Source organism: Pyxidicoccus sp. M6 (genome assembly GCF_055568925.1).
Window position 1 is genome coordinate 7,006,677 of record NZ_CM145714.1, and the last position, 16,251, is coordinate 7,022,927.

Sequence of the window (16,251 nt, forward strand, 5' to 3'; positions counted from 1 at the left end):
ACGGAGCCCGCCCTGACAGGGAGCGGGGCGGGCTCCGTGGTTTCAGCTCACCTCAGCACTCGTTGCCGCCGCTGACCTCCACGGTGATGACGAAGCGCGCCTGGTTGAAGACCAGCGTCCAGAAGCGCCCCGTGGAGCAGTAGTCCGGCTGCGTCTCGCGGCTCCAGCCATAGACGTACGCCGTGTAGCTCTCACCGGTGTTGATGTACCGCTCGATGTCGTTGGCCAACGTGGTGCCAATCTGCGAGCGGACCTGCGCGCGCGTCAGCGTGACACCACCGGACACCCAGGGCAGGCGCGGGTCGCTCACCAGCTCGAGCGCGATTGGCGCCGCGTCGGCGGGGCTCACCGTGCCGGTGACGGGCTCGTTGATTTCCAGCGCGTGCACGTCAGCGCCCACCTGCGCGGCGGTGGCGGCGAGCTGCGCGTCCAGCGCCGTCTCGACCAGCTCGATGTGGGTGATGGACTGCTCGGTGGTGGTGGCCGGCCCGGTGGGCTGCGGCTCCGGCGCCGCGGAGGGGCCGCAGGCGACGAACAGGGCGCTGCTCAGGAGGAACGACGGGAGGGTGAAACGCTTCATGGACTTCCTCCGGGGGGATGCCCACCGGACAAGGTGCCCGGCGGGTGCGCAGGGGATAGCCGAGCCCCGGAGTCAGTCCAAATCAAAACGCCACTGTATTGCGATAAGATGAGAAATACTTTCCGCGTGCCACGCACTTTTCCCGTGCTGCCGCGCGTGCGTGACTCAGGAAGCGTCCGCCATCTGGAGCTTCTTGCCGCCCTGCATCTTCTCCACGGTGACGGACTGATTCCGGCCGTTGCGCTTGGAGTGGTACAGGCACTGGTCCGCGAGGTCGATGAGCTGCTGCTTCTCCATGCCGTGGTCGGGGAAGGTGGCGATGCCCAGCGACATGGTGATCTTCAGCGGGCCCATCTCGGTCTGGAAGGTCTCCGCCTTCACGGCCTCGCGGATGCGCTCGGAGATGGTGTAGGCGCCCTTGGAGTCCGTCTCCGGCATGACGATGACGAACTCCTCGCCGCCGTAGCGGGCGACCACGTCGGTGTCGCGCGCCAGCGACTTGATGATGCGCGCCACGCCCTTGAGCACCTGGTCTCCCGTGGGGTGGCCGTAGGTGTCGTTGACGCTCTTGAAGTGGTCCACGTCGGTGAGGATGACCGAGCACTTGCGCTGGTAGCGCCGTGCCTGCGCCAGAATCTCGTCCGCCTTCGCCTGGAAGGTGCGGTGGTTGAACAGGCCGGTGAGGCCGTCCGTGGTGGCCATCCGCTCCATCTGCTCGAAGAGCTGCGCGCGCAGCACCGCCTGGGCGGCCTGGATGGCGATGACTTCAATCATCCGCAGCACGTCCTGCTCGAACACGGACTTCTTGCGCGAGCCCGCGACGAGCGTGCCGAGAATCCGGTCCCCCGCCATCAGCGGGAAGATCTTCAGCGCGCCGAGGCCGCGAATCTGCGTCTCGTCGTCGAAGATGATCTGCCGGTCCATCGCCTTGATGTCGCGGCCCGGCAGCGGCGCGCCGTAGCGCACCACGTTGGCGACGAGCCCGTTGTTGTCCTCGAAGGACTGTCCCTCCAGCGCCTGCCCCTGGGCGGTGACGCCGGACATGCGCACCACGCGGTGCATCCGCTTGCCTTCGACCTCGGACACCAGCGTCACCGCGCAGAAGTCCAGACCCGCCAGGTGCCGCGCGCTCTCCAGCACGGCGACGAAGACCTGGTCCGGGTTGCCCGCGCGGTTGAGCTCCTCGATGGCCCGGAAGAACCGGTCCTTCTCGTCGCGCGTCTTGCGGATGTAGCTCATCACCCGCTCCACCTCGATGGAGCGCAGCACCTCGCCGGCGATGATGGACAGGAGCTTCTCGTCCTGGTCGCTGAAGGGCTCGTTGCCCACGCGGTCCGCCACGAGCACGCCGCGCACCAGCCCGCTGCCCTCGATGATGGGCACCGCGAGCAGCGCCTGCACCGTGGGGCCGCCGCTCTCGTAGTACGTGACGCCCTTGAGGCCGTGCGGCGAGTTCATCCGCACCGGCGCGCGGCGCTTGAGCACGCCGCCGATGATGCCCTCGCCCGCGGAGAAGCGCTCGCGCTGCACGCGCTCGGAGCCGGAGCGACAGTCGTAAAGCTTGAGGCTGCGGTCATCCGACGTGAGGAGGAAGGCCACGCAGGTGTGCGTGCGCAGGCCCGTCTCGGCGATCTCGAGCGCCGCCTGCACCGCGCCTTCCACTTCCTTCACCGAGGCGACGAGCCACTTCTCGTCGCTGCTCATGCCGCTGAAGCTGTCCTGCGTGCCGGAGGACACGAGGCGGAAGGTGCGCGCGCGCTCCTCCACCTCGCGGATGCGCTTCTGCACCGCGTCGCTCTCCGCCCGGCGCGCCGCGGCCATCCGCGTGGCCAGCACCAGGTGGTACAGCCCGGAGAACAGCGCCAGGAAGGCCGCGTGCGTGGCGAAGCCCGCGAAGTTCGGCGCGTGCCCGCCGAGCGTCACCAGCGCGTCGAACACCAGCGCCACGCCCAGCAGCGTCAGCCCCGCGTTGCGAGGGAGGAACGCCACCAGGAAGGCCATCAGGAGATACACAATCGGGAACAGCTCACCGCCGCCGATGGCCACGACGATGAAGGCCGCGGCGATGAGCCCGCCGCCCAGCTCCAAATCGTCGCGCAGGTCGATGACCGCGCCCACCGAGCCGCGCATGGCGCGGCGCCACGCGGCCACGGCGATGCCGACGAGGAGGAAGCCCACCAGGGCGGCCTCGGTCCACTCCAGCGTGTGCAGGCCGCGGAAGCCGCCGCGCGCCAGGTGGATGAACACCGCGAGCGCCGCCGCCGGAGGGATGGCCCTCACCGCGTGACGCAGCAACCTTCCGGGAGACGGAAACGAGGTCAGCGACGTCATGGGGACTCCAGGTGGAAGACGATCTCTCCCGGCTTCACGTAGCCGAGCTCCTCGCGCACGGCCCGCTCCAGGGCGGCCGGGTCCTTGCGCAAGGCGTTGATCTCCTGCCGCAGCGACTCGTTCTGCTCGGCCAGCGTCCGGTTGCGCTCCTGGAGCGCATCCACGTCCTGGCGCAGCGCCATGTAGCGACGGAAGCCCTTGGCGTCCGCCACGGACAGCAGGCTCAGCGCCCCCGCCACTCCCACCGCCGCCACCAGGAACTTTCGCCGCGCCGTCATGAACGCGCCGAAGGTACCAGCGACCCCCTGCCCCGCAAGAAAACCGCTCCAGGCATGTAGCAGGCGATCCAGCCGGCCCCCTCTCGCACAATCTGTCCGAGGAGACGTGGGCTCCCCGTGGGCTCGAGCCTGGGGCCACGGAGACCCGACGTCTCACTCCGTCTCGACGCCAGGAGCTCCAACGTGAATCCCATCCCTGAACCGAGGCGCCGTGGCCGTATCGCGCCACTGGCTGCCCTCCTCCTGCTCTCCGCCTGTGACGGCGGAAGCGCCACGGCCGCCGCCCCGGCGCCGTCGCTGCCCGCGGTGAAGCTGGCCGAAACGGGCGGGTTCTCCGCCACCATCCGCCGGACGTCCCACGGCATCCCCCACGTGCTGGCCGGCGACTACGCCAGCCTGGGCTACGGGTACGGCTACGCCTTCGCGCAGGACAACCTGTGTGAGCTGGCGGAGGTCGTCGTCACCGTCAACGCGCAGCGCTCGCGGTACTTCGGGCCGGACGCGACGTACCCCGCCACGCTGGGCGGCAACATCAACAACCTGAAGAGCGACTTCTTCTACCAGTCCATCAACAACGCGGGCACGGTGGAGGCGCTGCTGGCGCAGCCGCCGCCGCGCGGCCCCTCGGCGGAGATGCGCGAGCTCGTGCGCGGCTACACGGCCGGCTTCAACCGCTACCTGCGCGAGACGGGCGTGGACGGGCTGCCGGACCCGCGCTGCCGGGGCGCGGCCTGGGTGCGGCCCCTCACCGAGCAGGACCTCTACCGGCGCTACTACCAGCTCAGCCTGCTGGCCAGCTCCACCGCGTTCCTCGACAACATCGTCGACGCGCAGCCGCCCGGGCCGCTGCCGGACGGCGTCCTGCCGGTGCCCATCACCCTGCCCGACGTGCTCCCCGCCGGCACCATTCCGACGCCGAAGGACCTGGGGCTGGGCAGCAACGCCATCGGCCTGGGCCGCGAGGGCACGCGCAACGGGCGCGGCATGCTGCTGGGCAATCCCCACTTCCCGTGGGAGGGCTCCGAGCGCTTCTACCAGGTCCACCTCACGCTGCCGGGCCAGCTCGACGTGAGCGGAGCCAGCCTCCTCGGTGTGCCGGTGGTGCTCATCGGCCACAACGCGCACGTGGCCTGGAGCCACACCGTGTCCACGGGCTTCCGCTTCACGCCGTACGAGCTGAAGCTCGTCCCGGGCACTCCGACGTCGTACTTCTACGACGGACAGGTTCAGCAGATGACGCCGAGGCCCACCACGGTGCTCGCGCGCAACGCGGACGGGACGCTGGAGCCGCGCACTCACACGTTCTACTGGACGCGCTTCGGGCCCATGTTCGAGTACCCGGACGGGTACATGACGTGGAACCAGCTCACCGGCTACGCCTTCCGCGACCTCAACGCGACGAACTTCCGCGTGCTGGATCAGTTCCTCGCCATGAACCGCGCGGGCAACGTGGATGAGCTGCGGCAGGCGCAGGACTACTGGCAGGGCATCCCCTGGGTGAACACGGTGGCCGCGGACGACCAGGGCCGCGCGTACTACGCGGACTCGGCCATCGTCCCGCACGTCACGGACGAGAAGGTGGCGCGCTGCGTGGTGTCGCCGGTGGCGCTGCTCGTCTACCAGTCCGCGCACCTGCCGGTGCTGGACGGCACGCGCCCGGACTGCGAGTGGGGCTCGGACGCGGACGCGGTGCTGCCCGGCATGTTCGGCCCGGGCCGCATGCCGCACCTCGTGCGCCAGGACTATGTGACGAACTCCAACGACAGCTACTGGCTGGCCAACCCGGCGCAGCCGCTCACCGGCTATGACCGCATCATCGGCGACGAGAACACCGCGCGCGGCCTGCGCACCCGGCTGGGGCTGAAGATGGTGCAGGGACGCCTCGCCGGCACGGACGGACTGGAGGGGAAGCGCTTCACGCTGGAGCAGCTCCAGACGGTGATGTTCAACAACCGCAACCTCTCCGGCGAGCTGCTGCGCGACGCCGCGGTGACGATGTGCAAGCTCAACCCGTTCATCCTGCTGGAGGACGGGCGGTTCGTGGACGTGCGCGCGGCATGCCCGGTGCTGGAGAAGTGGAACCTGCGCGGTGACCTCGACAGCGCGGGCGGCGTGCTGTGGCGCCTGTTCATGATTCGCCTGCCACCCGTGACGGGCGGCCCGTACGCCGTGCCCTTCCTGCCCACGGACCCGGTGAACACGCCGCGCGGCCTCAACACGCTGCACCCGCAGGTGGTGCAGGCGCTGGGCACCGCGGTGCAGGTGATGCGGGACCGCGGCCTCCCGCTGGACGTGGCCCTGGGCACCGTGCAGCGCGTGCACCGCGACGACGCGCGCATCCCCTACCACGGCTGCTACGACGCGGAGGGTTGCTTCAACCAGATGGGCGGACTGCTCCAGCAGGACTACACGTACAAGCCGTTCCTCGGGACGAGCTTCGTGATGGTGGTGTCCTTCACGGACGCGGGCCCGGTGGGCCGCTCGCTGCTGGCCTACTCGCAGTCCAGCAACCCGGCCTCGCCGTACTTCGCGGACCAGACGTGGATGTTCTCCCGCAAGCAGTGGGTGGACATGCGCTTCACCGAGGCCGACATCGCCAGCGACCCGGAGCTCACCGTTACGGTGTTGCAGGAGTAGACGCGCCGCGTTTTTGCGCTACGGCTCGGCCAGCAGCTTCTCGATGGCCTTCGCCACGTCCGTGTGCCCTTCCACGCCCTCCCACCCGGCCACGGCGCGGCCCCGCTTGTCGAGGAGGATGGTGGTGGGCAGCGCTCGGATGGGGCCGAACGCCGTCTGGCCCTCGCGCAGGGCGTCGTTGGCCACCAGCACCGGGTAGCGGAGCGCGAAGTGGTCAGCGAAGGGCTGGAGCACCTTCTCTCCCTCCAGGTCCATGCCCACGGACACCACCTGGAAGCCCTTCGCGCCGTAGTCGCGCTGCAGCGCCTCCAGCGTGGGCATCTCCGCGAGGCACGGGAAGCACCACGTCGCGAAGAAGGAGACGAGCACCACCTTGCCGCTCAGCGTACGCATGTTGTGCGGGGTGGGCCCCACCGACGGCAGCGCCAGCGCGTAGAGGAAGGCGGGCCCCGCATCCACCGGCCTCGTGCCGCGGCCGCAGCCGGCCAGTGCCAGCACGAGCAGCGCCGCGCACAGCCGGAGTCGGGCGGCCGTCCTCATGCCGCTGTCGTCGGCGCGACGCCCGTGGCGCGCTGGCAGTCCTTGCACAGCCCGTACAGCTCCATCTTGTGCGACGTCACTTTGAAGCCGTGCTTGCGCGCCACCGCGTCCTGCATCGCCTCGATGCGATCATTCTCGAACTCGACGATGGTGCCGCAGCGGGTGCAGATGAGGTGGTCGTGGTGCTCCCGCCCCGCCGCCGCCTCGTAGCGCGTCTGCCCGTCGCCGAAGTTGCGCGCGTGGGCCAGGCCGCACTCGTTGAGCAGCTTCATGGTGCGGTACACGGTGGCGACGGACACCTTGGTGTCCTGTTCGCGCACCTTGTTCCACAGCTCCTCCACCGACAGGTGACCACCCACCGAGAAGAAGGTGTCGATGATGAGGCTGCGCTGGCGGGTGCTCTTCAGCCCGTGCTGCGCCATGTAGCGGGCGAGCACCTCGTCCTTCGACTCATCATGCTCATGGCTGTGGCTGTGGCTCATGTCCGTTCCTTCAAACGCCCCACGGGTCCGCGCCTGCATCGAGCTACCTCGGTAGGGGGCCGACCCGGTCCGCCCTCCGCTCCTGTTGTAACCGGTTCAGGGGGCCACTGCGACCCGCTTCATTCCCCACCAGAACCCGCCCCAATGTCGAAGAAAGCGCCTCTACGGATTGTTGGTCTTCGAACGTGCGGGGCGAAATACCGCCCCTCGGCCCGGCTCGCAACGTCCGGCGAGCGGCGACAGGTGGCCCCCGCCTACCTGCCCGCCCGTCCCTCCGACTTGCACTCGCTGGTGGCTGTTTAGATTGGAGTCGGACTGGCTCATTGACACCCGTCTGGCGGCGAAGATAGAGGCATCCGCCCTCGTAAACGAGCATTTTTCGGCGACTTTCCATGACCAGCCCCTGGCAGCGACGACGACAGCCCGATGACGTTCCCACCCCCGTGGCGGTTGCCGTCTCGGATTTCTGCCGCCGCGCGAAGTCCCCGGCCCCGGCTCCGGAGGTGCGCGAAGCGCTCGCCCTCCTGGCCGAGGACGATGACTTCCGCGTCCGCACCCTGACGGATGCCGAGCCGGAAGCCTCCCCGCTCGGCCCCTTCGCCGTGGTGGACATCCTCCGTGGCACCGCCCCCGCCCTGGCCGCCCAGCGGCAGGCCTGCGGCTACTACGACGTGGCTCGCGAGCTGGCCCACGTGCGCGAGGAGAAGACCCCTCCGCCCGCCCCGGCTCCCGCCGTGCCCGTCTTCGCCACGCCGCCCGCCGCTTCCGAGGAGGGCGAAGGGAAGGCCGGCAAGAAGGCGGGCAAGGCCGCGAAGCAGGAGGCCGCCGTCCAGGAGCGCATCGCCCCGAAGAAGCGCGCCACCGCCGAGGCCGACGCCGCCGACGCTGGGGCACAGGGCTTCGACGAGGGCGAGGACCTGGGCTTCCTCCGCCGGGATTTGCCCCGTCCCCGGGGCCGCTTCACTCGCGTGGAGGCGCCCCGGGCGTCCTTCATGGAGCTGACGCGCCTGAGCAGCAAGCCGGGGGTGGAGGCGGCCCTGGAGGGCGCCGAGCACCGCTTCGCGCTCCTGAGCAACCTGTCGCAGCGCTACAACGGCTCGCGCGGCGAGCTGACGCTGGTGGACCTGGAGAACGTGCTCAAGGACCACGGGCTCCTGGAGCCCCTCACGGAGAAGGAGAAGCGCCAGGTGCTGGCCGCGTACACGGATCAGCGCGGCGCCTCCGGCCGCGTGGGCTGGTCCCTGGGGCTGAGCCCCTCCGAGCTGCAGCGGCTCATCGCGGTGCTCGGGCTGGGCGAGGAGGTGGAGGCCCTGCGCGAGCGCTTCCGCCGCGAGGCCCTGGCCACGTCCCACCTGACGCACCGGCTGGACCTGCTCGGCCGCGAGAAGTACCTCGCGGACCTGGGCATCCAGCGGAAGTTCTCCGACTCCCTCCGGAAGGAGCTGGAGCGACTGGTGGCCGACGAGCTGCCGGACGCCACCGACATCCACGGGCTGGCGGATGCCGTGGGCCGCAAGCACGGCGCGCCCGCCGAGCTCGTCTTCCGCGCCTTCGAGCGCCTGGGCCTGGCGGAGGGGCTGCGCAAGCGGCTCCTCGCCGGCGCCCCCCCATCAACTCCCTGACGAGGCACCGCGAACCATGCCCATCTACGAATACGCCTGCTCGAGCTGTGGAAAGACCATCGACGTGCTGCAGAAGATCTCGGACCCGGCTCCGGCCGCGTGCTCCGCGTGCGGCGCCGAGGGCTCGCTGTCCAAGGTCGTCAGCCGCTCCAGCTTCGTCCTGAAGGGCGGCGGCTGGTACTCGGACCTGTACAGCTCCACGAAGAAGGACAGCTCGTCGTCGAGCGGCTCGTCGTCGTCGAGCGGCTCGTCCTCGTCGAGCAGCTCGTCCTCCTCGAGCAGCTCGTCCTCCTCGAGCAGCTCCTCAACGCCCGCCGCGGCGTCCGGCGACAAGAAGTAGGCCCCGTCTCACCGGCGGGCCGGCCGAAAATTCGCTCAGGGCACGGGAGCGGCGCACACTTGCGCCCCGTGCCCTTCCCTCCTTCGAAACGTCCTCCCCGCCACTGCGCTCTGTGCGGTCACCCGGAGCTGACGGATGCGCGCGGGCTCGGCCGATTCCTCCTCGTCGCGGACCCGCTGGGCCGTGGCCCCGTCTGTCCTCCCCAGCGCGGCTGCCGTGGCGGAGCCAAGCGCGAGGAGCATGCGCCGTCCCCGCTGACGCAGGCCGCCCGCTGAGCTAAGCAGGCCCCTCCCGCGCACGTGTCTCGCGGAGGTGCCATGCCGCTCAACAGACTTCGCCTGTCCTCCCTCGCCGTCCTCGTCCTCACCGCCGTTGCCTCGGGCTGCGCGTCCTACACCAAGATGCCGCCCGAGGCCCGGACCTCGCTGAACGGCGCCCTCACCGGCCCCGAGGCGGTGCAGTACCTGCGCGTCTCCAGCCACGTCACGCCCTTCTTCGGTGACGCCTCCAAGCGCCTCCTCACGCCGTACGCGCCCGAGGACGTGCGCCTCCTGGATGACACGAAGGGCAAGCCCATCAACCCCGGCGCGGTGGAGCGCATCCTCCCCGCCGGCACGAAGCTGCGAATCACCCAGGTGGAGTTCCCCACCTCGTGGGTGGTGGCCGAGCGCGTCCTCTACACCCCGCGCACCTGGCCCTGGGTGTACCTGGCCGAGGAAGGCGCCACGCCCCAGACGCCGCCGCTGGTGCTGGTGCTGCCGCCCAACATCGAGCGCCCGGATGACTTCCGCGCGGAATTGGAGAAGTACCTCGCGCCCCGCGAGCTGACGGCGCAGCTGGACGCCCTGGCCCCGGCGGTGAAGGAAGCCGTCCGCGAGAAGCGGCTGGTGCCCAACATGCCCATGGACGCGGTGCGCATGGCGTGGGGCCCGCCGGAGCGGGTGCTCCGCACGCTGGACGGCACGTCGAAGAACGAGGAGTGGACGTACCCGGGCGGCCGCCGCAAGGCCTTCCTCACCGACGGCCGGCTCGTCCGCGCCGAGGAGGCCGGCAAGCCGCTCCTCCAGTAACGGGTGCTTCGAAGGCCTACCGGCGGCGGCGCTGCTTGCCGCCCCGGCCCCCACCGCCCTTGCGCGCGGCCTGGGCCTCGCCGGGACGGGTGAGGCGCGGCAGCTCGCCGGCCATGACGGGCCAGAACTCGCCCTTCAGCAGCTCAGCCACCAACTCCGGCTGCGTCTTGATGTCGCGCTTGAAGAACGTGGCGCCCCGGCCCACCTCGTCCAGCGAGCCGCGCGCGTCGCTGCCCCCGATGCACGGGAGCTTCAGCGCCTCGGCTGCCTCGACGGCGAGGTCATTGGCCGTCTGCTTCACCCGCGCGTTGTAGCCCTCCACGGCGGAGAGCAGGTTCAGCGTGCGGATGAAGTCCATGGCCGGGTTCTGCGAATCCCGGTCATAGGGCCGCGCCGCGACGACGGCCGCCCCCAGGGACTTCAGCTTGGGGAGGCACTCGGCGGCGCTCCACGGCTTGTCGCGGTTGCTGCCCCATAGCTGCACCGGCTCCGGGGCCAGCTCCGGCTTCGGGAAGAAGCAGAGGTACTGGCCGCGGTCCGTCAGGAGCTCCAGCCCGACGAAGACCTTCAGCTTCGACTTCGCCCCCAGGTCGAACAGCTCGTCGCAGCCGTCCTGGGTGTTCGTCTCGGTGAAGGCCACCCCGTCCAGGCCGAACATCGCGGCCCGCTCCAGCACGTTGCGAGGGTCCAGCTCGCAACCCTTGGACAGGTAGGAATGGGCGTGCAGGTCGATGAGCATGTGGGCGCCGCTCCCTAACAGGCCTTACCCGGGCCTGTCGAGCCTGCCGCGCCCCCACTCCTCAGGCGAAAGCGTAGGACTGGAAGGTCCCCTGCCGGGCCTGCGTGTTCTTCTCCTCGTACGTGCGGATGAGATACCCCATCAGCATCAGCGAGGAGGTGTTCTCCAGCACCCTCGACGGGTCCTTGGAGATGAGATTCGCGCTGTAGTTCAGGAAGAACTGGGCCAGCTCCTCGCCCGCCTCCTTCACAATCAGCGCGTTGAGCGCGGTGGGCTCCATCGTCCGAATCGTATTGATGAAGTCTACCGCCAGGTCCTTCTTGGTCTTCATGTCCACGGGCCTTCCCCCTTCCCCACCGCCGCCACCGCCCGCGGCCCCTGCCCCGAGCGCCCCAATCACCAGGTGCGACTTGGCCAATCTAGGCACGCGGCCCGCCCTGCAAACCCCCGCCCCGTCAGGATCAACATCCGGGTGCCAGGGAAGCCGGGTTTTTGACACCTCTGGAAATAGCGTGCCATAACCCCCTATTGTCCTTTGTCAGTACCGCACAAGGAGTGGCAGGCGATGTTCACGGGCGTGAAGGTCTTCTCCGCCACCAAGGCGAAGGAGCGCGAGGAGCTGGGTGAGAACGTCACCCGTTGGCTGAAGAGCAACGCGGATCTGGAAATCGTGGACCGCGTCGTTTGTCAGTCTTCCGACAACGAATTCCACTGCTACACCCTCGTGCTCTTCTACAAGCACGGGAAGAGTCAGCAGCAGCAGTCGCAGCCGTAGTTCTTGGTTCCCTACACGGGGTCGGTGGAAGGAAGGGGCGGCCTCCCCTCTCACCCGACGGCCCTGACACCAGTCGCTCGCGCTACGGCAGGAGAACCTCTCCCGGCACGTACACGGAGACACTGCGCGGCGGCAGCTCCACCACGGTCGCCGTCCCCTCGAGCTTCAGCTCACGGCCGCTGAAGATGTCCTTGTACGTCGCGTTCCTCGCGGCGAGGCTTCCCACCAGGTCGATTTCCAGCGGCGGCCGGTTCACCGTGCCCCGGTTGATGACCACGATGGCGCCCTGCCCGTTCGGCAGGCTCCGCTGGAAGATGTAGAGGTCGCTCTCCACGCGCAGCGTGTGACGGGCGCCCGTCTGGAGCGCCTCGTTCTCCGCGCGCGCCCGGCCCAGCTTCTGGACCAGGGCCAGCAGCTCCGCCTCCAGGGACTCCAGCTCGGTGCCGAAGCGCATCATCCGGCGGTTGTCCGGGTCCCCAGCGCCCGGCATGCCCATCTCGTCGCCGTAGTACACGAGCGGCACGCCCGGCTGGGTGAGCAGGAAGGTGAAGGCGTACTTCGCCTTCTCGAAGGCGGCCGGGTCCGTCACCGTGGCCGGCGGGCGCGCGTTGCTGAACGGGTCTCCCCCCTCCCCCTCGAGCTGCTTCGCGGCCTGGGACATGAAGCGCGCCACGTCGTGGTTGCCCAGGAACGGCGAGTTGAGGGTGCCCGGCGCGTAGAAGACCTCGTTGGAGCGCACGGCGGTCTCCACGATGGTCAGCGGCTCGCCGTCCGCGAAGGCGCGGCGGATGGGCCAGTACAGGGGGAAGTCGAACTGGCCGTCCAGCTCGCGCGGGCTGATGTAGCGGGCAATCTGCGAGCGTCCGTCCTCGCCCACGAAGGTCTCACCGACGAGGTAGAACTCGGTGCCCGTCATGGCGGTGATTTCCTTCAGCCGCCCGCGCAGCGTGCGCCCCGCCACCTGGTCCATGTGCTTCACGGCGTCCATGCGGAAGCCGTCGAAGTCCGCCTCCTCCAGCCACCACAGCGTGTCGTCGATGAACTGGTCCACCATGTCCGACGAGCGCCAGTTGAAGTCAGGCAGGTAGTCCGTGAACTTGCAGGTGAGGCGCTTCTCCTCCCAGTCGCAGTCCTGGGTGCCGCACACGCAGCTCGCGGACGTGTTGAACCAGCCGTCCGTCTTGTGCTGACTCCAGTACGGGTGCTCCTGGTGCACGTGGTTGAGCACCAGGTCGGCAATCACGCGGATGCCCTGCTTGTGGGCGGCGGCGGTGAGCGCGCGCAGCTCCTCCAGCGAGCCGAAGCGGTACTGCGTGGTGCGCGGCTTGGACGGCCAGTAGCCGTGGTAGCCCGCGTAGTACTTACCGCCCGTGCCGATGAACCGCCCCTCCGGGTTCTGGTCCACGGGGGAAATCCACAGCGTCTTCACGCCGAGGTTGGAGAAGTAGCCCTCCTCGATTTTCTGGGTGATTCCGGCGAAGTCACCGCCCTGGTAGTTGGCGATGGGGTCCACGTCGGCCACCGGGCCGTCGTTGTCCGCCCGGGCGTTGCTGAAGCGGTCGGTGAAGGCGAAGTACATCAGCCCCGACTCCCAGCGGAACTTCTTCGGCTCCACCCAGAAGGGCAGGTAGAGCGGCGCGGCCTCGCGGCCGTCGGCGTCCTTCGCCGTCACCTTCACGTGGTGCTTGCCCACGGAGACGGAGGTGTCGAGCCGGAACAGCCCCGTGTCGCGATTGAACGCGTCCGGCTTCGCCTCGCCGTCCAGCGTGAGGACGACGCCCTCCTTCGCGGGGCCAGACTCGTCCGTGCCGTCGAGGTAGGCCACCTCCACGTCCAGCTTGCCGTCACGGCCCACCGAGAAGCGCCGCAGCTCCAGCGCCGGCTGGCGGCAGTCCGGCACCGTCAGCTTCGAGTACTCCTCCGAGCGCACCCAGCGGGTGTACGGATTCTGCGGGTCCATGAGCTGCGTCTCGCCCCGGACGAAGCGGTAGCCGTAGTCGCGCGGCTCCAGGCCCTCCAGGCGCGCCGTGAAGACGCCGTCTCCCCGGTCCTGCAGCTTCAGCGGATGGGTGGAGGAGAAACCGTCCCACTCGCCGATGACGGACACGGTGCCCTGCACGGACTGCTGCGGGGCATAGGTCAGCGTCACCTCGCAGGTCCGGACGGGGATGGAATCGGAGTCACCGCAGGCGGCAACGGACAGCAGCGCCGGAAGCGCGAGGGCGCGGGGGATGCGGGAGAGCGTCATGCGAGCCCCCTTTCTACGGGAGCCCCGCTCGCTTTTCCAAGTCCCCGGGGCCGAAGGATTTGACTCGGCGCGTCGTGAGCCCCTGTGACTACGGGTGGGCCTCGTACTCCTGGAGGACGCGGATGACCTTGCCGGCGTGGGGGTGGTCCGCCGGGGCCAGTTCCAGGAAGCGGCGGTAGTGCTTCGCCCCCTCCTCCACGTTGCCCAGGCGGGCCTCCACGGAGCCGAGCAGCAGGTGGCACTCGGCGTTGTGGGGCGCATCCGCCACGCACTTCCGGGCCTGGGCGCGCGCGGCCTCGAGCTTTCCCTCCTTGAAGAGGGCCTGGCCCTGGGCGAGCGCCGAGTGCTGTGCGGACGCCTCGGACGTGGCCTCCGAGGGGTCGGCCTTCGTCCCGGAGGCCAACGTCACCTTCTGTCGCTGAGCGCCGGCGCCCCGGGGCAGTGCCTGCACGCGGACCGTCGGAGTACCGCGCTCCGCGAGAGGTCGGGACTTCTCCACGCGCACCCGCACCGCGCCGAGGTTGTCGGAAGGGTCGTCGTCGATGAAGCCACAGTGCAGGCCCCGCACGCCGGTGACGCGCGCTTCCTCCCCCTGGGACACGAGGAATCTCAGCGCGAGGTCCGGCGGAGTCTCCTCCGGCTTCACCTGCTGGACGCAGGCCACCGTGGGCGTCGGGCCGTGCTCGCGGCCGCGCGTGAAGGCCCCCTCGTCCACCGGCTCCACCGTCAGCCGGTAGGTGTCCTCCAGCGTCAGCCCGTCGAGGACGAGCGCGCGGTCCATGGAGGCCGTCATCCATTCCGGGTGGAGGGTGAAGCGCTGCACCTCGCCCGTCTTCACGCGCGTGGCCGTCACGGTGCGCTCGGGCAGGTCGTCCTTCGTGGTGGGCAGGCCCAGCGTGAAGAGCATCACCCCGGACGCGCCGCGGAGGACCTCCGGCTTGCGCGACACGGTGCCCACCGCAGTGTGCGCGTCCACGTCCGGTCCCGTGAGGAGGAAGAAGAGCGTGGGCATGGAGCGGCCCCGGTCCGCATCCGTCACGAACGTGGCCTCCGCGAGGCGCCACTCCGACTGCGCATCCAGCATGCCGAGCGCCGCGCGCGCGGGCGAGACGCGGAAGACGTGCTGCCCGGCCTCGAGCTGGAAGCCGTCCACCGGCCACGTGACGGAGGCCGGGGCCGCGGGTGCCTCCGCCATCCGGGTCTTCTGCTGCGGAGCCACCGGGGGCGCCTGCGTTGGAGTCTGCGGGGTGGGCCTCAAGGTCACGGGAGGCGGGGGCGCGGCGGGCGCCTCCTGTTCCGCCCAGTCCGCCTGGAGCCACGGGAAGGCCAGCCACACCAGCGCGGCAATGGAGAGCACCGCCACGACGCCCACCACCGTCGACGGGCTGATGCCTCCCTGGCGGGGGATGGCCTCCGCCGACACGGTGGGGGGCTCCTTGCGCTCGCGAGCGAGGCGCGCGAGGGCCTTCGGCTCCTCCGTCAGGTGCTCCTGCGTCTGGGGATCGACGTCGAGCTGGGGTCTGGCAGGATCGGTGGGACGGGGAAGCGGTGACTCGGCCTTCCAGACGGACAGCTCCTCCACGAAGGACGCCGGCACCCGGGTGTCTCGCCCCTCCGCCGCCATGTCCTCGCGGAAGAGCTCGCGCAGCAGGTGTGCGACGGACATGGACGAGAAGCGCGGCGCGGACGTGTAGAGGAAGCCGGCCAGCGCGTCGCCCAGCTCGTGCGCGGACTCGAAGCGGTCCTCCTTCTTCAGCGCGAGCGCCTTCATGATGATGGCGTCCAGCGGCGCGGGGAGGTCCGGCCTCACGTCGCGAGGTCTCGGCAGCGCCTGCCGGCTCACGAGCTTGCGCATCACCACGTACTCGGGCCCCTCCAACGGCAGGCGCCCGCACGCGAGCAGGAAGAGCAGCACGCCGGTGGCCCACACGTCCGTGCGCGCGTCCACCTCTTGACCGCTCGCCTGTTCCGGCGAGAAGAAGAGGTACTTCCCCTTCACCACGCCCGGCGCGGTGTCGAAGCTGCGCAGCGAGCGCGCCTTGGCGATGCCGAAGTCGACGATCTTGACCTGCCCCTCGTAGCTGACGAGCACGTTGTCCGGAGAGATGTCCCGGTGGACGATGCCGAGCGGCTGGCCCTTCTCGTCCGTGCGCGTGTGCGCGTAGTGCAGGCCCCGGCACACCTCCAGGGCGATGAAGGTGGCGACGGGCGCGGGAAGGCACGAGAAGCCGGAGCGCTGCGCGCGCTTCATGATGCGGTGGAGCGGCTGTCCGTCCACGTACTCCATGGCCAGGAAGTAGTCGCCGTCCACCCGGCCGAAGTCGAAGACCTGGGCGATGTTGCCGTGGGACAGCGTGGCGGAGATGCGCGCCTCGTTGATGAACATGGAGATGAAGGCTTCGTCGCCGGAGAACTCGGGCAGCACCTTCTTGATGAGCACGGGCTTGGTGACACCGGCGGCGCCCATCAGCCGGGCGCGCCATGCCTCCGCCATGCCCCCCCGGCCAATACGCGTCTGCAGTTCGTACCGGCCGAAATGTCTTCCCTGCTCACTCGCCATGGAGCCCCTACAGTAGCGCTGTGGCAGGGCGGTTGCTAAGCCCTCGGCA

Annotated in this window: 14 protein-coding genes; 5 read left to right on the plus strand and 9 right to left on the minus strand. The window is 69.7% G+C overall.

Translation table 11 applies throughout. The annotated features are described in order from the left end of the window. Window positions 1-52: 52 nt before the first annotated feature. From ACVTJA_RS27885 to ACVTJA_RS27895, 3 genes are all read right to left on the minus strand, one after another. Entirely contained in the window at window positions 53-580 is a 528-nt protein-coding gene (locus ACVTJA_RS27885; protein WP_465824073.1) for a hypothetical protein, read from the minus strand. A gap of 165 nt (window positions 581-745) precedes the next feature. Then, window positions 746-2,911 (minus strand): sensor domain-containing diguanylate cyclase, encoded by a 2,166-nt coding sequence (locus ACVTJA_RS27890; protein ID WP_465824074.1) that lies wholly within the window; start codon window positions 2,909-2,911, stop codon window positions 746-748. Further along, the gene (locus ACVTJA_RS27895; protein ID WP_465824076.1) at window positions 2,908-3,189 is read right to left on the minus strand and encodes an FtsB family cell division protein; all 282 of its coding nucleotides are present in this window, start codon (window positions 3,187-3,189) and stop codon (window positions 2,908-2,910) included. Before ACVTJA_RS27895 ends, ACVTJA_RS27890 begins: the two co-directional genes overlap by 4 nt. A 183-nt stretch (window positions 3,190-3,372) precedes the next feature. On the opposite strand from ACVTJA_RS27895, the gene ACVTJA_RS27900 reads away from it, so the two are divergent. Continuing rightward, the gene (locus ACVTJA_RS27900; RefSeq protein WP_465824079.1) at window positions 3,373-5,826 is read left to right on the plus strand and encodes an acylase; all 2,454 of its coding nucleotides are present in this window, start codon (window positions 3,373-3,375) and stop codon (window positions 5,824-5,826) included. Window positions 5,827-5,844: 18 nt separating this feature from the next. Here the strand turns inward: ACVTJA_RS27900 and ACVTJA_RS27905 are convergent, their stop codons facing one another. After that, window positions 5,845-6,366, minus strand: coding sequence for a TlpA family protein disulfide reductase (locus tag ACVTJA_RS27905; RefSeq protein WP_465824081.1), 522 nt, complete (start codon window positions 6,364-6,366; stop codon window positions 5,845-5,847). Further along, window positions 6,363-6,848, minus strand: a complete 486-nt coding sequence (locus ACVTJA_RS27910) for a Fur family transcriptional regulator (RefSeq protein WP_465824083.1) — start codon at window positions 6,846-6,848, stop codon at window positions 6,363-6,365. Before ACVTJA_RS27910 ends, ACVTJA_RS27905 begins: the two co-directional genes overlap by 4 nt. Window positions 6,849-7,291: 443 nt before the next feature. Here ACVTJA_RS27910 and ACVTJA_RS27915 point away from each other — a divergent pair, with 443 nt between their 5' ends. The 3 genes from ACVTJA_RS27915 to ACVTJA_RS27925 all read left to right on the plus strand — a co-directional run bounded on the left by ACVTJA_RS27915 (window position 7,292) and on the right by ACVTJA_RS27925 (window position 9,880). Beyond that, complete coding sequence (locus tag ACVTJA_RS27915; protein WP_465824085.1) at window positions 7,292-8,470, plus strand: hypothetical protein; 1,179 nt, start codon at window positions 7,292-7,294, stop codon at window positions 8,468-8,470. A 16-nt stretch (window positions 8,471-8,486) separates the two neighbouring features. Then, window positions 8,487-8,810 (plus strand): FmdB family zinc ribbon protein, encoded by a 324-nt coding sequence (locus ACVTJA_RS27920; RefSeq protein WP_465824087.1) that lies wholly within the window; start codon window positions 8,487-8,489, stop codon window positions 8,808-8,810. Window positions 8,811-9,127: 317 nt separating this feature from the next. Further along, window positions 9,128-9,880: a hypothetical protein gene (locus ACVTJA_RS27925; protein ID WP_465824089.1), complete on the plus strand. Its 753-nt coding sequence runs from the start codon at window positions 9,128-9,130 to the stop codon at window positions 9,878-9,880. Between the two features lie 16 nt (window positions 9,881-9,896). Here ACVTJA_RS27925 and ACVTJA_RS27930 read toward each other — a convergent pair whose 3' ends face one another. Further along, a complete protein-coding gene (locus ACVTJA_RS27930; protein WP_465824091.1) occupies window positions 9,897-10,619 on the minus strand; it encodes a PHP-associated domain-containing protein in 723 nt (240 codons plus the stop codon). Between the two features lie 61 nt (window positions 10,620-10,680). Beyond that, complete coding sequence (locus tag ACVTJA_RS27935) at window positions 10,681-10,956, minus strand: hypothetical protein (RefSeq protein WP_206727828.1); 276 nt, start codon at window positions 10,954-10,956, stop codon at window positions 10,681-10,683. Between the two features lie 228 nt (window positions 10,957-11,184). On the opposite strand from ACVTJA_RS27935, the gene ACVTJA_RS27940 reads away from it, so the two are divergent. Next, entirely contained in the window at window positions 11,185-11,394 is a 210-nt protein-coding gene (locus ACVTJA_RS27940; protein ID WP_465824093.1) for a hypothetical protein, read from the plus strand. Window positions 11,395-11,476: 82 nt separating this feature from the next. On the opposite strand, the gene ACVTJA_RS27945 is transcribed toward ACVTJA_RS27940, so the two are convergent. Next, the gene (locus ACVTJA_RS27945) at window positions 11,477-13,642 is read right to left on the minus strand and encodes an alpha-amylase family glycosyl hydrolase (protein ID WP_465824094.1); all 2,166 of its coding nucleotides are present in this window, start codon (window positions 13,640-13,642) and stop codon (window positions 11,477-11,479) included. Window positions 13,643-13,730: 88 nt separating this feature from the next. After that, window positions 13,731-16,202, minus strand: a complete 2,472-nt coding sequence (locus ACVTJA_RS27950) for a serine/threonine-protein kinase (RefSeq protein ID WP_465824096.1) — start codon at window positions 16,200-16,202, stop codon at window positions 13,731-13,733. Between the last annotated feature and the right edge of the window lie 49 nt (window positions 16,203-16,251).

Coding starts and splice junctions, on each gene's coding strand:
- ACVTJA_RS27885 (WP_465824073.1), bottom strand. CDS start 580: ATGAAGCGTTTCACCCTCCCGTCGTTCCTCCTGAGCAGCGCCCTGTTC.
- ACVTJA_RS27890 (WP_465824074.1), bottom strand. CDS start 2,911: ATGACGTCGCTGACCTCGTTTCCGTCTCCCGGAAGGTTGCTGCGTCAC.
- ACVTJA_RS27895 (WP_465824076.1), bottom strand. CDS start 3,189: ATGACGGCGCGGCGAAAGTTCCTGGTGGCGGCGGTGGGAGTGGCGGGG.
- ACVTJA_RS27905 (WP_465824081.1), bottom strand. CDS start 6,366: ATGAGGACGGCCGCCCGACTCCGGCTGTGCGCGGCGCTGCTCGTGCTG.
- ACVTJA_RS27910 (WP_465824083.1), bottom strand. CDS start 6,848: ATGAGCCACAGCCACAGCCATGAGCATGATGAGTCGAAGGACGAGGTG.
- ACVTJA_RS27920 (WP_465824087.1), top strand. CDS start 8,487: ATGCCCATCTACGAATACGCCTGCTCGAGCTGTGGAAAGACCATCGAC.
- ACVTJA_RS27925 (WP_465824089.1), top strand. CDS start 9,128: ATGCCGCTCAACAGACTTCGCCTGTCCTCCCTCGCCGTCCTCGTCCTC.
- ACVTJA_RS27930 (WP_465824091.1), bottom strand. CDS start 10,619: ATGCTCATCGACCTGCACGCCCATTCCTACCTGTCCAAGGGTTGCGAG.
- ACVTJA_RS27940 (WP_465824093.1), top strand. CDS start 11,185: ATGTTCACGGGCGTGAAGGTCTTCTCCGCCACCAAGGCGAAGGAGCGC.
- ACVTJA_RS27945 (WP_465824094.1), bottom strand. CDS start 13,642: ATGACGCTCTCCCGCATCCCCCGCGCCCTCGCGCTTCCGGCGCTGCTG.
- ACVTJA_RS27950 (WP_465824096.1), bottom strand. CDS start 16,202: ATGGCGAGTGAGCAGGGAAGACATTTCGGCCGGTACGAACTGCAGACG.